The sequence below is a fragment of the Streptomyces parvulus genome (genome assembly GCF_014648855.1).
Lineage (GTDB): Bacteria > Actinomycetota > Actinomycetes > Streptomycetales > Streptomycetaceae > Streptomyces > Streptomyces parvulus.
Genome location: NZ_BMRX01000012.1, coordinates 104,262 through 117,493, shown reverse-complemented (window position 1 = coordinate 117,493; position 13,232 = coordinate 104,262). Strand labels below are relative to the sequence as shown.

Genomic DNA, 13,232 nt, shown 5'->3' with positions numbered 1-13,232 from the left:
GCCCGATGAGCCAGGCGGCACAGAACCTCAACTGGTTGATCACGAATTTCGTGGACAACACCCCGGGGGTGTCCCACACCGTCGTCGTGTCCGCCGACGGACTCCTTCTGGCGATGTCCGAGGGATTCCCCCGCGACCGCGCCGACCAGCTCGCGGCCGTCGCCTCGGGTCTGACCTCGCTGACCGCCGGGGCGTCCCGGATCTTCGAGGGCGGCGACGTGGCGCAGACGGTCGTGGAGATGGAACGTGGGTTCCTCTTCCTCATGTCCGTCTCGGACGGCTCTTCGCTGGCCGTCCTCGCCCACCCGGAGTGCGACATCGGCCTCGTCGGCTACGAGATGGCGCTCCTGGTCGACCGCGCGGGTGCGGTCCTCACACCCGATCTGCGCGCTGAGCTACAAGGAAGTCTGCTCCACTGATCCGCCCCGGCACCACCCGTGTTACCAAATCACCGTCCGGCCGCCACAATCCCCCCACCGGCCTCGTCAGACGGCTTGACTGACCGACTTGCTGTCCCGCCCGGAGGATTCATGACCCCGCCCACCGCCTCTCATGATCCGTACGCGGAGCCGTACGAGGACGAGGGCGACCAGCCGCTGGTACGTCCTTACGCGATGACCGGTGGCCGGACCCGGCCGCGCTACCAGCTCGCCATCGAGGCGCTGATCAGCACGACGGCCGACCCGGCAGCGCTCATGGGACTGCTCCCGGAGCACCAGCGGATCTGCCACCTGTGCCGCGAGGTGAAATCGGTGGCCGAGGTGTCGGCCCTGCTGGCGATGCCGCTCGGCGTGGCCCGGATCCTCGTCGCGGACCTCGCGGAGGCCGGGCTCGTCGCCATCCACCAGCCCGGCGGGGACGAGAACAACGGCGGTGCACCTGACGTGACACTGCTCGAAAGGGTGCTCAGTGGACTTCGAAAGCTCTGACGGAGGCCGGGCGACCACCTCCGCGAAGATCGTGGTGGCCGGCGGCTTCGGCGTCGGCAAGACCACGTTCGTGGGCGCCGTCTCCGAGATCAATCCGCTGCGCACCGAGGCCGTGATGACCTCCGCCAGCGCCGGGATCGACGACCTCACGCACGCCGGGGACAAGACGACCACCACGGTCGCCATGGACTTCGGCCGCATCACGCTCGACCAGGACCTGATCCTGTACCTGTTCGGCACGCCCGGCCAGGACCGTTTCTGGTTCATGTGGGACGACCTGGTGCGCGGTGCCATCGGCGCGGTGGTGCTGTGCGACACCCGCCGGCTGGCCGACTGCTTCCCGGCGGTGGACTACTTCGAGAACAGCGGGCTGCCGTTCGTCGTGGCGCTCAACGGCTTCGACGGCCAGCAGCCGTACTCCCCGGACGAGGTGCGCGAGGCGCTGCAGATCGGTCCGGACACCCCGATCATCACGACGGACGCCCGGCACCGCGCCGACGCCAAGTCCGCCCTGATCACACTGGTGGAGCACGCGCTGATGGCCCGGCTGCGGTAGGCCCGCGGACGATCATCGCCAAGTCGGCAGGCTTCTACGGCACTTGTCGTAGACAGAACGGAGCCGGCTGTGTCCTTTGACACGGTCGGCTCCGCTGTTCATAACGTTTCGGCAGAGGAATCGACTGGTGCCGACACGCGACGCGGTCATCCGCTCTCGCTGCGCGCACGAAGGCCCCGTCTTTTGACGGGCCTCGCTCTTTATGACCGTTTTACGCGGGGCTTACATCACGTGTAACCCCCGCGTTCCACTGTTTGGAAGAGCGCTGGTCGCCGTGCTGGAATGCCAGAACTACCCAATGGTCGAAGACGTACTCGGCAGTAGCCCGTACTCGATGACGGACTGGGTTCTGAGACACAGCGGCACGACACAGGTGCCGACCGCCGAGAGGTTGTTGGTCGAGTGAGGCGAAGCAAGAACAGTCCCGAGCCATCGGCCCGGGGCAACTTCACCCCGCCGCCGCGCACAGCGGCGCCCGCCCCCGCGTCTGCTGCGGAACCCCAGGAAGAGCCCGCGCCCGCGGGCGGACGCTTCTCCCCGCGCAACTGGCGGGTGACCACCCGGCTGAACGCGATCCTGCTCATACCCGTGCTGGTCGGCCTGGTCATGGGCGGCTTCCAGGTGAAGAGCTCCATCGACACCTGGGGCGACGCCGAGGACGCCGAGAGCACCGCGCGCCTGGTCCAGGCCTCGCTGGGCTACGCCAACGCCCTCTACAACGAGCGCGACGTCACCGCCGCTCCGCTGCTCCAGGGCAAGGGCGAGAAGGACTCGACGGTCGCGCAGGCCCGACAGGCCACCGACCAGGCGGCCGACACCTTCGACGCGGCCGCTCAGGGCATGCCCGCCAAGCCGGGTCTGGAGCGTCGCCTGAAGGTCTTCCGCGAGCAGGAGCCCAAGCTCCAGACGCTGCGGGCCGCCGCGTACACCGCGAAGCTCAAGGGCGTGGAGACCGAGGAGGGCTACACCGGTGTGGCCCACCCGCTGATGGAGTTCGCCAACGAACTCGGTCTGGGCACCGGCAACATCACCTCCTACGGCCGTACCGTCTACGCGATCTCCCTGACGAAGGCGGCGCTCTCCCTGGAGCGCTCCATCGGCATGCACATGCTGGTCAAGCCCGGTCCCGACCCGAGCCACCTCGCCAGCCAGCGCGTCGCCCTGTCCTCGTACGCCTACCTCGAACGCATCGCGATCGAGGAGTACATCGGCGGCGGTACCGAGGCGGACGCGCAGAAGCTCGAGGACGCCGAGGCGAAGCTCAAGGAGGACGGCGCGGCCATGGCCAAGGAGGCCAGGGCCAAGGACCCGGACTACGTGCCGCCGCCGTCCAACCCGACGACGATGATCTCGGAGCTGGCCGGACTCGACTCCACGGACACCGGCGCCCGCGCCGAGCTGGCGCAGCAGGGCATCACGCCGGAGAACTGGTGGGCGGTCAACACCCTCAAGTTCGACGCGTACCAGAAGATCGAGTCGGACCTCGCCGACAAGGCGGTCTCCGAGGCCTCCGGCATCGCCGACGACGCCGAGCGGGACGCCTACATCACCGGCGCCGCCGTCGTGATCGCGCTGCTCGCCGCGTTCATCCTGGCCGGCATGGTGGCCCGCCAGATGAGCCGCTCCATGCGCCAGCTGCGCAACGCCGCCTTCGGCATCGCCGAGCAGCGCCTGCCGATGCTGGTCGACCAGCTCTCCCGCACCGACCCCGGCCGGGTCGACACCCGGGTGCAGCCGATCCCGATCTCCTCGACCGACGAGATCGGCGAGGTCGCCCGCGCCTTCGACCAGGTCCACCGCGAGGCCGTGCGGCTCGCCTCCGAGCAGGCCCTGCTGCGGGGCAACATCAACGCGATCTTCACCAACCTGTCGCGCCGCAACCAGTCGCTGATCGAGGGCCAGCTGAGCCTGATCACCGACCTGGAGAACAACGAGGCCGACCCCGACCAGCTGGAGAACCTCTTCCGGCTGGACCACCTCGCCACCCGCATGCGCCGCAACGGCGAGAACCTCCTGGTCCTCGCCGGCGAGGAGCCCGGCCGCCGCTGGGACCAGCCGGTCCCGCTGGTCGACGTGTTGCGCGCGGCCTCCTCCGAGGTGGAGCAGTACGAGCGCATCGAGCTGTCCGGTGTCCCCGAGGCCGAGATCCACGGCCGGGCCGTGACCGACCTCGTGCACCTGCTGGCCGAGCTGCTGGAGAACGCGACCACGTTCTCCTCCCCGCAGACCAAGGTCCGGGTCACCGCGACCCGGCTGCCGGACGGCCGCGTGATGGTCGAGATCCACGACAAGGGCATCGGCCTGACCGCCGAGGACTTCGCGGACATCAACCACAAGCTGGCCAACCCGCCGACCGTGGACGCCGCGATCTCGCAGCGCATGGGCCTGTTCGTGGTCGGCCGGCTCTCCGACCGGCACGGCATCCGGGTCCAGCTGCGCCCCTCCGGTGAGCAGGCGGGCACCACCTCACTGGTCATGCTCCCGGACGCCATCACCCACGGTGGCGGCGGCGACCAGCAGCAGCGCACCGAGTTCACCGTCTCGCAGATCATCCCGGAGCAGGAGTTCCGGGGCGAGAGCTTCTCCCAGGTGGGCCAGCCCATGCGCACCGCGGCCGAGCTGGGCTTCGACGACAGCCGGTACTCCGAGGTCCCCGACGACATACGGGAGCTGGACCCGGTCGGCCGCTCGCTGATGCGCGAGGAGCGCAGGGCGGCCCTGGAGGCGCAGTCGCACCCCGAGCTGCCCGGTCCGGCCGAGCCGGAGGGCACCCAGAACGGCGGCCCCGGCTTCCAGGACCAGTTCACCGGCGGTCAGCCCCGGCAGCAGGGCTTCGACACCGGCCGCGACGAGTACGCCGGCGGCCAGGGCGGCTACGACCAGCAGCAGGCGTACGCCGAGCAGCAGCAGGCGTACCAGGAACCGCAGCAGGCGTCGTACGACGAGCGGTACTACGCGCCGAACGGCAACCTGCCGCAGGGCGAGGGCTACCCGGCGGCCGGCGGCTACGGCGACCCGTCCTACCCGGAGCAGGGCAACGGCGGGCAGCAGCAGGCCGGTCCCGGCGCCCCGGACGCGTACGCGCCCTTCGAACAGCGGCGCCAGCAGGACGACTGGCCCCAGCAGGACGACTACCGGGGCGGTTACGCCGAGCAGTACTCCACGAGCGCGCCCGAGGCGCAATCCGTGCAGGCCGCTGACGTGAACCAGCCGGACCGCGTAGGCTTCGACCGTCCGGGCCCGGCCCCCTCCGCCGCCCACGAGCTGACCGACGCAGGTCTCCCCCGCCGCGGATCCACCGCGAGCGGCCCGGCCGACGCGGGGCACGTGGGCCAGGAGACGCCGGCCGCCGCCCCGGCGGCGAACGGGCAGGACAGCTGGCGGTCGGCCAACGACGACCGCTGGCAGCAGGCTTCGTCGCTGCGCAAGCCCAAGGCGGGCGGGGTCACGTCATCGGGCCTGCCGCGGCGGGTACCCAAGGCCAACCTGGTCGAGGGCGCCGCCGAAACCACTCCACAGGGAGGCCCCCAGGTCTCCCGCGCTCCGGAGGACGTCCGGGGCAGGCTGAGCAACCTGCGGCGCGGTGTCGAGCGAGGCCGCAACGCAGGCAGTGAAACGAACGGCCAGGACGCAAGGAATGAACACCGTGGTCCTGACAGCACCTACAACCAGGAGCGTTAGTGTGAGCCCGATGAGCCAGGCGGCGCAGAACCTCAACTGGTTGATCACCAACTTCGTGGACAACACCCCGGGGGTGTCCCACACGGTGGTGGTCTCCGCCGACGGACTCCTTCTGGCGATGTCCGAGGGGTTCCCGCGCGACCGTGCCGACCAGCTCGCGGCCGTCGCCTCCGGTCTGACCTCGCTGACCGCCGGTGCCTCGCGCATCTTCGAGGGCGGCAGCGTGAACCAGACGGTTGTGGAGATGGAGCGGGGATTCCTGTTCATCATGTCCATCTCCGACGGCTCGTCCCTCGCCGTTCTCGCACACCCCGAGGCGGACATCGGCCTCATTGGGTACGAGATGGCCCTTCTGGTGGACCGTGCGGGCACGGTTCTGACGCCCGATCTGCGGGCGGAGCTCCAAGGGAGCCTTCTCAACTAAAGGACAGACGGTGCGTTTTGGCGTCCCGTGGCCGTAAAGTTTCGGGACGCGGCTCCACAGCGATGGATGCCAGGCACAGTCGGAGGAGGAAAAAGTGGCAACACCCCCAGGCGGTCCGTCATCGGGCAACTGGTCGTACGGCCCTGGCCAGGGCCAGAACGACGGCTCGGCGAACGGATACGGCTACCCCTCCGTGCCGAGCCACCGGCAGCCGTACGCGCCGCAGGGCCCCGGCCCTTCGCCGTACGACCAGCCGCACGCTCCGCGCATCCAGCCCGTGCAGCCGCAGCGCCGCACCCCTGAGCCGGCGCCCGCGGGGGCGTCGAACAACCCCCTGGTGCGCCCGTACGCCATGACGGGCGGCCGCACCAGGCCGCGCTACCAGCTCGCCATCGAGGCGCTGGTGCACACCACCGCGCAGCCGCACCAGATGCAGGGCCAGTTGCCCGAGCATCAGCGGATCTGCAACCTCTGCCGGGAGATCAAGTCGGTGGCCGAGATCTCGGCCCTCCTGACGATCCCTCTCGGCGTGGCCAGGATCCTCGTCGCCGACTTGGCGGAGGCGGGACTGGTCGCCATCCATCAGCCCGGCGGCGACGAGAACGCCGGCGGCCAGCCAGACGTGACACTGCTCGAAAGGGTGCTCAGTGGACTTCGCAAGCTCTAGCGGCGGTCCTTCCCGCTCCACCACTTCCGCGAAGATCGTGGTGGCGGGCGGCTTCGGCGTGGGCAAGACCACGTTCGTCGGCGCTGTCTCGGAGATCAACCCGCTGCGCACCGAGGCCGTCATGACATCCGCGTCCGCGGGTATCGACGACCTCACCCACACGGGGGACAAGACGACCACCACGGTCGCCATGGACTTCGGCCGTATCACGCTCGACCAGGACCTGATCCTGTACCTCTTCGGTACGCCGGGCCAGGACCGCTTCTGGTTCATGTGGGACGACCTGGTGCGCGGCGCCATCGGTGCGATCGTGCTGGTCGACACGAGGCGGCTCGCCGACTGCTTCCCCGCCGTCGACTACTTCGAGAACTCGGGGCTGCCGTTCGTCATCGCGCTGAACGGCTTCGACGGGCAGCAGCCGTACAACCCGGACGAGGTCCGGGAGGCGCTGCAGATCGGCCCGGACACGCCGATCATCACGACGGACGCGCGGCATCGGGCCGACGCGAAGTCGGCGCTGATCACTCTCGTGGAGCACGCGCTGATGGCTCGCCTGCGGTAGCACTCCGCTCAGCCTGCGGGCATGCGTGCTGCCGGGGGCTGTTTCGTTGCCGGGTGCGGGTAGTCGTCGGCTGGTCGCGCAGTTCCCCGCGCCCCTAGGTGGGCTCCCCGGCCCGCGTCATGCGTAGAGGCCCCCTCCTGGGCGGAGGGGGCCTCTACGTGTGTCTTGGCGTCAGCGCCAGCTGTGCGGGGCTCGGAAGCCCGGCTCGCGTTCCAGGCGGCGCCAGCCGGCGCGGACGCGGCCGCCGCCGTGGGTCGGCGGGATCTCGGCGGGGCGGGCGGCGGCGCGGGCGAGGAGGAGGGCCGTGATGGCGGCGACCTCCTCGGGCTCGGCGTGGCCCTTCTCGACGCGGATGTCGGGAGTGGACATGGGGGTGGCTCCTCGGGTCACTGCGGCGGGTTGCCGTGCTTGCGGGAGGGCAGGTCGGCGTGCTTGGTGTGGAGCATCGCCAGGGACCGGACGAGCACCTCGCGGGTCTCGGCGGGGTCGATGACGTCGTCGACCAGACCGCGCTCGGCCGCGTAGTAGGGGTGCATCAGCTCGGTCTTGTACTCCTTGACCATGCGGGCCCGCATCGCCTCGGGGTCCTCGGCACCGGCGATCTGGCGGCGGAAGATGACGCCCGCGGCACCCTCCGCGCCCATGACGGCGATCTCGTTGGTCGGCCAGGCATAGGTGAGGTCGGCGCCGATGGACTGCGAGTCCATGACGATGTAAGCACCTCCGTACGCCTTGCGCAGGATGAGCGAGATCCGGGGCACGGTCGCGTTGCAGTACGCGTACAGCAGCTTGGCGCCGTGGCGGATGATGCCGCCGTGCTCCTGGTCGACGCCGGGCAGGAAGCCGGGTACGTCCAGAAGGGTGACGATCGGGATGTTGAAGGCGTCGCACATCTGGACAAAGCGGGCCGCCTTCTCGGAGGCCTCGATGTCCAGGACGCCGGCCAGCGCCTGCGGCTGGTTGGCGACGATGCCGACGACCTGCCCGTCGAGGCGGGCCAGCGCGCAGATGATGTTGCGGGCCCAGCGCTCGTGGACCTCCAGGTACTCGCCGTCGTCGACGATCTCCTCGATGACCTTGGTCATGTCGTACGGGCGGTTGCCGTCCGCCGGGACCAGGTCGAGGAGGACGTCGGAGCGGCGGTCCACCGGGTCGGAGGAGTCGTGGCGCGGCGGGTTCTCCCGGTTGTTCTGCGGGAGCAGCGACAGGAGGTAGCGGACCTCGCCGAGGCAGGTCTCCTCGTCGTCGTACGCGAAGTGGCACACGCCGCTGGTCTCGGCGTGCACGTCGGCACCGCCCAGGCCGTTCTGCGTGATCTCCTCGCCGGTGACGGCCTTGACCACGTCGGGGCCGGTGATGAACATCTGCGAGGTGTCGCGGACCATGAAGACGAAGTCCGTGAGGGCGGGGCTGTAGGCCGCACCGCCGGCACACGGGCCGAGCATCACGCTGATCTGCGGGATGACGCCCGAGGCGCGGGTGTTGCGCTGGAAGATGCCGCCGTAGCCGGCGAGGGCGCTGACGCCCTCCTGGATGCGGGCGCCGGCGCCGTCGTTCAGGGAGACCAGCGGGGCGCCGGCCGCGATGGCCATGTCCATGATCTTGTGGATCTTCGTGGCGTGGGCCTCGCCCAGCGCGCCGCCGAAGATGCGGAAGTCGTGGGCGTAGACGAAGACCGTGCGGCCCTCCACCGTGCCCCAGCCGGTGATCACACCGTCGGTGTACGGCTTCTTGGCCTCCAGGCCGAAGCCGGTCGCCCGGTGCCTGCGCAGCTGCTCGACCTCGCGGAAGGAGCCGGCGTCCAGGAGCAGCTCGATGCGCTCACGGGCCGTCAGCTTGCCCTTGGCGTGCTGCGCCGCGGTGGCCTTCTCGCTCGGTCCGGCCAGCGCCTGCGCACGGATCTCGTGCAGCTCGGCCACTCGTCCGCGCGCGTCCGTCGGCTCACCCGGCGCCTCATCCAAAACGGTCATGTAGCGACTCTACGAAGCCGACCGAGGAATGCGAGCCGTCGACTCCGTACAGTCTCCGGCGTGTTTTCCTGGTAGCACCGAACAGAACCCCCGCGAGATGCAGCCGTTTCGACTGCTCAGAGGGCCTCCCCCTTGTAGGGGTCGCACAAAGCCGTCAGCTGAGAGTCACCTCACATTCATGCGTCGCGCTTACCACCCCTGGGGTGACGCGAAGGCGCAGACGGCGGCCGGTGCCGAGGACCTCGACCGTCTCGTCGGTGCGCACTGCGGCGCGTACCGGGTGGTCCCAGACGATCTCCAGGGGCGCTCCGGTGCGCGACGGTTCGCTCACGCAGAGGGTAGCGGTACGGCCCGTGCGGCGGACCAGCACACTGGCCCCGGCGGTCGCGGTGAGCGGGCCCACCGTGCCGGCCCGCCAGAAGTTCGCGGCGGTGAGGCCGAGCGGGGGGACGGTGATCGCCTGCTGCCGGTCGTCGTTGGCGAGGATCCGCACCCGGCGGTGGTCGGCGGCGCGACGGGCGACGGCCGCCTTCGAGGCGCCGGGCATGAGGACGTAGACGTAGCCGGCGTCGGCGGGGTCGGTGCCGTGGTCCAGCCACAGGGTCTGCCAGCGGCGGGTGCGGCGCTCGGTGGTGCTGGTGCTGTTGATGTCCGACCAGGCGCCGGTACGGTCCTCGCGCAGGGTCCGCAGGCCGCCGCCGGGCACGATCCACCCGCCGTGGCCCTCCAGGTGGGCCCAGTCCCCGCCCCGCGAGAGGGCCTGGGTGCCGCCCTCCCCCAGATTGCGGTTGTCGACGACCGTCTCGACCGGCACGCCGTCGGCGCAGGTGATGCCGGCGCCGAGGCAGACCACCTCGTCGTCGAGGAAGAACCAGGACTTGCGGGCCTCCAGGGTCGAGCCGAGGCCCTTGACGTGCTGGCCCACGGCCGCGAACTCGCCGTCGGTGGTGCCGCCGACCCAGCGCACGGCGGGCTTGGGCGCGCCCCACTCGCCGCCCGCCCGGTCGGCCAGGCGCTTGGTGGAGACGGTGGTGCCGGGCAGCCGGTACCAGTCGACGGTCGGCCAGTACCAGTCCGTGTACTGGTCGGACCGGGTCCCGCCGGCCCACCAGGCGAGCATGCCCGCACCGGTGTGCCAGCCGCGCGGGTTCTCGCCGTTGCCGCACTCGTAGGAGGAGATGCGGTCGCTGGCCATGGCGAGGCTCGCGGTGAAGGCGGGGCGCCGGTGCACGGCGCGGTCCATGGCGGCGAAGAGGCGGTGCCCGGTCGGCTCGGGCGCGGCGGCGACGGGGGCGTCGGCGATGGCGTGCAGCCGGGCCAGGTCGGCGACCGGGAACTGGGGTGCCGTGAGGATCGGGGTGACGGTGTCCCGTTCGATCCAGCCCTTGATCCGGGCGTGCCAGCGAGCGCGCTCGGCCTCGCTCGCACCGCCCGCGAGGACGGCCGTCGCGGCGATGATCTGCTGGCCGTGGAAGTGGTCGCTGCGCATGACGTGCAGGTCGTCGCCGGTGAGGTAACCGCGGCTGATGGCGCGGCCGTTGACGGCGTCCATGACCAGTCCGTCGTGGATCAGGGGGGCGTAGGCGTGCTCGACGCTGTCCAGGACGATCTGCCTGCCCGGGTCGGTCACCTCCCACTCCGAGCCGGCCAGCAGGGTGAACAGCCGCCCGAGCCCGTCCAGCATGACCTGGCCGTAGGTGCCCGAATAGGCGACCCAGGTGTGCTGCACGAAGGAGCCGTCGGCGTAGAGGCCGTCGCCCTCGGTGACGTACGGGAAGACCGGCGAGAGGGCGTCGCGGGCCAGGGCGATCTTCTCGGGCGCGCGGCCCAGGATGCCGCGCAGGGCGACCGAGCGGCAGAGGTCGACGCGGTTGGCGCCGGTGGAGGTGCCGGAGTAGTCGCGGAGCATCGCGTCGGGGATGAAGTGGTCGACGGCGGCGCAGGCGGCGGCGACGCGGGCGGCGCCCAGGTGGTCGTGGAGGGCGGCGGTGATGTCGGTCAGCAGGCGGGGGCTGCCGATCTGCCACTCCCACCAGTTGCCGTAGCGGGTGGTGCCGGGGTGGTAGACGGTGGCCGACAGGTGGTCGAGGCCGCGCAGGATGTCGGCGAGGAGCGCGGGGTCGCCGGTGGAGCCGGTGCCCTGCTGCACGTACGCCTCGGTCATCGTCCACAGGCGGCCATAGGCGAAGGTGATGCCCGCGGGCGGGTCGAAGGGGTGGCCGGGCCACAGGGACGTGGGGGTGGGGGCCATGCTGGAGCGGTGTTCGCGGGCGCGCTCGCCGGTCTCGGCGAGGCGGGAGGCGTAGGGCTCGGCGGCCGGGTCGTAGCCGGTGCCGAGGGCGATGTCGAGCCAGCGCCGGCGGAGGGTGTCGTAGGGGTCGGCGGCGGCCGCGGCGGGCGTGCCGAGCACGGGGGGCAGCGCGGCGGCCGCGGCGGCCGTCAGGAGGAGGGAGCGGCGGGTCGGTCCGCCGCCGGTCCGGGGGGTGTGCGGCCACGTGGGGGTCATGCCCATGACCTTTCCCCGCCGCCGGGGGCGCTACGTCCGTTCGGCCGTTCCGGTGAATTCCCGGTGCCGGTACGGCGACTCACCCACCCGTTGAAGGTTGAACGGAATAGGACTAGAGTCGTCACCGTTGAGTTGGTTGAACGTTCAACATCAAGCACCGAGATCACGTACCGAGACCCCGGAGGACGCGACCATGACCACCACTCCCGACCTCGCCACCCTGACCGGCGAGTACACCATCGACCCCGCCCACACGACGATCGGCTTCACCGCGCGCCACGCGATGGTCACCAACATCAAGGGCAAGTTCCTCGACTTCAGCGGGACGCTGCACCTCGACGGCGCCGACCCGAGCCGCTCGACGGCGTCGCTGGACGTCACGATGGAGAGCATCGACACCGGCTCCCCGGACCGGGACGGCCACCTGAAGAGCTCGGACTTCTTCAAGACGGACGAGTTCCCGAAGATGACCTTCCGCTCCACCCGCGCGGAGTCCCTCGGCGGTGACGACTACCGCATCACCGGCGACCTGACGATCCTCGGCACCACCAAGCCGCTCACGATCGACCTGGAGTTCAACGGCGCGGCCAAGGACCCGTTCGGCAACGAGCGCGTCGGCTTCGAGGGCAAGGCCGACATCAAGCGCTCGGAGTGGGGGCTCACCTGGAACGCGGCCCTGGAGACGGGCGGCGTCCTGGTCTCCGACAAGATCAAGCTGAACTTCGACATCTCGGCGATCAAGCAGGGCTGAGTTCCACGTCGGCGGCGGCCCGGAGGCGGACACGCCTGCCGGGCCAGCCGATCGACCGGTAGAGGGCGTTGTACTGGGCCACGGAACGGTCCGCCGGCATGAGGTCGCCGTCGTCCTCGGCGGTCCGCACCGACGTGGTGTGCCCGTCGGCGACGACGACCAGGTCGTACCCCCGGCTCAGTGCCTGCCGTGCCGTCGTGTCCACGCAGATCTCGGTGGCGAACCCGGTCACGATCACCTCGGTGACTCCGAGCTCCGTCAGGAGCGCGTCGAGCCCGGTGTCCAGAAAGCTGTCGGGGGTGGTCTTGTCCACGACCAAGTCACCTTCCAGCGGCGTCAGTTCGGGCACGACCTGCCAGCCCTCGGTGCCGGGGACCATGCTCTCGTCCCGCTGCCTGACCACCACCACCGGCACTCCGGCGGCGCGGGCGCGGGCGCTCAGCCCGGCGATCGCGGCGACCGTCTCGGCGGCCCGGTGCGCGAGGGCGACCGTGGCGTTCTGCATGTCGATGACGAGGAGTGCGCTTCTGGGCGGCATGGGCTCACCGTAGCGACGCGCCCCCGGTGGCCGCCGCCCCATTTCCCAGCAGGTGCCGCACCTGCTCCAGGGCCTGGCCGAACGGGTCAGGGAAGACCCCCACGCCGTGCGCGACCAGCGCCCCCTCGTGCAGCAGCATCAGCGTGCGCGCGAGGCCGTCCGCGCCGGCCGGTTCGATCTCCCGGGCGAGGCCGGTGAAGAGGTCGAGCATCCAGCGCTTCTGCCCCGTGATCACCGGATGGGCCGGGTGGGACGGGTCGCCGATCTCGGCGTTCGCGTTGATCATGCTGCACCCCTTGCGGCCGTACTCCAGCGCCCACGCACGCGAGGCCTCGAAGACCGCCACGATCCGCGCGTCCGGGCCCCGTCCCGCGACGGCCTCCAGGTGACCGGCGAGCCGCTCGCGCCAGCGCTCGTCCCGCCCGGCCAGGTACTCGACGACGATCTGCTCCTTCGAGCCGAACCGGTCGTAGAGCGTCTTCTTGGTGACCCCGGCCTCCGCGGCGATGAGGTCCACGCCCACGGCGTGGATGCCCCGCTCGTAGAACAGCCGCTCGGCCGCCGCCAGAACTCGTCGCGCACCGGGCGTCATGCGGACGCGGTGCGGCTGCTGCACAGACTCCATGAGCAGAAGTATACAGATCTGTA

At 70.7% G+C, this 13,232-nt stretch carries 13 protein-coding genes; 8 read left to right on the top strand and 5 right to left on the bottom strand.

What is annotated here, in order from left to right:
• The first annotated feature begins 5 nt into the window (after positions 1 to 5).
• The 7 genes from IE108_RS24215 (at position 6) to IE108_RS24185 (ending at position 6,819) form a co-directional block, all read left to right on the top strand.
• Positions 6 to 419 carry a roadblock/LC7 domain-containing protein gene (locus IE108_RS24215; protein WP_005479910.1) on the top strand — a complete coding sequence of 138 codons (414 nt, stop codon included), beginning with the start codon at positions 6 to 8 and terminating at the stop codon, positions 417 to 419.
• Between the two features lie 111 nt (positions 420 to 530).
• Entirely contained in the window at positions 531 to 929 is a 399-nt protein-coding gene (locus tag IE108_RS24210) for a DUF742 domain-containing protein (protein ID WP_003973454.1), read from the top strand.
• Positions 910 to 1,485, top strand: coding sequence for a GTP-binding protein (locus tag IE108_RS24205; protein ID WP_003973455.1), 576 nt, complete (start codon positions 910 to 912; stop codon positions 1,483 to 1,485). The genes IE108_RS24210 and IE108_RS24205 overlap by 20 nt, the downstream gene beginning before the upstream one ends.
• Positions 1,486 to 1,887: 402 nt before the next feature.
• A complete protein-coding gene (locus tag IE108_RS24200; RefSeq protein WP_064729999.1) occupies positions 1,888 to 5,166 on the top strand; it encodes a sensor histidine kinase in 3,279 nt (1,092 codons plus the stop codon).
• A gap of 10 nt (positions 5,167 to 5,176) precedes the next feature.
• Complete coding sequence (locus IE108_RS24195; RefSeq protein ID WP_004983065.1) at positions 5,177 to 5,590, top strand: roadblock/LC7 domain-containing protein; 414 nt, start codon at positions 5,177 to 5,179, stop codon at positions 5,588 to 5,590.
• A gap of 94 nt (positions 5,591 to 5,684) precedes the next feature.
• Positions 5,685 to 6,257 (top strand): DUF742 domain-containing protein, encoded by a 573-nt coding sequence (locus tag IE108_RS24190; protein ID WP_064729998.1) that lies wholly within the window; start codon positions 5,685 to 5,687, stop codon positions 6,255 to 6,257.
• Positions 6,238 to 6,819 carry a GTP-binding protein gene (locus tag IE108_RS24185; RefSeq protein WP_009314218.1) on the top strand — a complete coding sequence of 194 codons (582 nt, stop codon included), beginning with the start codon at positions 6,238 to 6,240 and terminating at the stop codon, positions 6,817 to 6,819. Before IE108_RS24190 ends, IE108_RS24185 begins: the two co-directional genes overlap by 20 nt.
• A 171-nt stretch (positions 6,820 to 6,990) precedes the next feature.
• Here IE108_RS24185 and IE108_RS24180 read toward each other — a convergent pair whose 3' ends face one another.
• From IE108_RS24180 to IE108_RS24170, 3 genes are all read right to left on the bottom strand, one after another.
• Positions 6,991 to 7,188, bottom strand: coding sequence for an acyl-CoA carboxylase epsilon subunit (locus IE108_RS24180; protein WP_064729996.1), 198 nt, complete (start codon positions 7,186 to 7,188; stop codon positions 6,991 to 6,993).
• Positions 7,189 to 7,205: 17 nt separating this feature from the next.
• On the bottom strand, positions 7,206 to 8,789 hold the full coding sequence (locus IE108_RS24175; RefSeq protein ID WP_064729995.1) for an acyl-CoA carboxylase subunit beta: 1,584 nt from the start codon (positions 8,787 to 8,789) through the stop codon (positions 7,206 to 7,208).
• Positions 8,790 to 8,943: 154 nt separating this feature from the next.
• Positions 8,944 to 11,295: a polysaccharide lyase 8 family protein gene (locus IE108_RS24170; RefSeq protein ID WP_064731980.1), complete on the bottom strand. Its 2,352-nt coding sequence runs from the start codon at positions 11,293 to 11,295 to the stop codon at positions 8,944 to 8,946.
• A 193-nt stretch (positions 11,296 to 11,488) separates the two neighbouring features.
• On the opposite strand from IE108_RS24170, the gene IE108_RS24165 reads away from it, so the two are divergent.
• A complete protein-coding gene (locus IE108_RS24165) occupies positions 11,489 to 12,046 on the top strand; it encodes a YceI family protein (RefSeq protein ID WP_064729994.1) in 558 nt (185 codons plus the stop codon).
• On the opposite strand, the gene IE108_RS24160 is transcribed toward IE108_RS24165, so the two are convergent.
• Positions 12,033 to 12,584 (bottom strand): cysteine hydrolase family protein, encoded by a 552-nt coding sequence (locus IE108_RS24160; RefSeq protein ID WP_064729993.1) that lies wholly within the window; start codon positions 12,582 to 12,584, stop codon positions 12,033 to 12,035. The two genes, IE108_RS24165 and IE108_RS24160, sit on opposite strands and share 14 nt — an antisense overlap.
• Positions 12,585 to 12,588: 4 nt before the next feature.
• Complete coding sequence (locus tag IE108_RS24155; RefSeq protein WP_064729992.1) at positions 12,589 to 13,209, bottom strand: TetR/AcrR family transcriptional regulator; 621 nt, start codon at positions 13,207 to 13,209, stop codon at positions 12,589 to 12,591.
• Positions 13,210 to 13,232 lie beyond the last annotated feature (23 nt).

Coding starts and splice junctions, on each gene's coding strand:
- IE108_RS24160 (WP_064729993.1), bottom strand. CDS start 12,584: ATGCCGCCCAGAAGCGCACTCCTCGTCATCGACATGCAGAACGCCACG.
- IE108_RS24155 (WP_064729992.1), bottom strand. CDS start 13,209: ATGGAGTCTGTGCAGCAGCCGCACCGCGTCCGCATGACGCCCGGTGCG.
- IE108_RS24175 (WP_064729995.1), bottom strand. CDS start 8,789: ATGACCGTTTTGGATGAGGCGCCGGGTGAGCCGACGGACGCGCGCGGA.
- IE108_RS24170 (WP_064731980.1), bottom strand. CDS start 11,295: ATGACCCCCACGTGGCCGCACACCCCCCGGACCGGCGGCGGACCGACC.
- IE108_RS24195 (WP_004983065.1), top strand. CDS start 5,177: ATGAGCCAGGCGGCGCAGAACCTCAACTGGTTGATCACCAACTTCGTG.
- IE108_RS24210 (WP_003973454.1), top strand. CDS start 531: ATGACCCCGCCCACCGCCTCTCATGATCCGTACGCGGAGCCGTACGAG.
- IE108_RS24215 (WP_005479910.1), top strand. CDS start 6: ATGAGCCAGGCGGCACAGAACCTCAACTGGTTGATCACGAATTTCGTG.
- IE108_RS24180 (WP_064729996.1), bottom strand. CDS start 7,188: ATGTCCACTCCCGACATCCGCGTCGAGAAGGGCCACGCCGAGCCCGAG.
- IE108_RS24165 (WP_064729994.1), top strand. CDS start 11,489: ATGACCACCACTCCCGACCTCGCCACCCTGACCGGCGAGTACACCATC.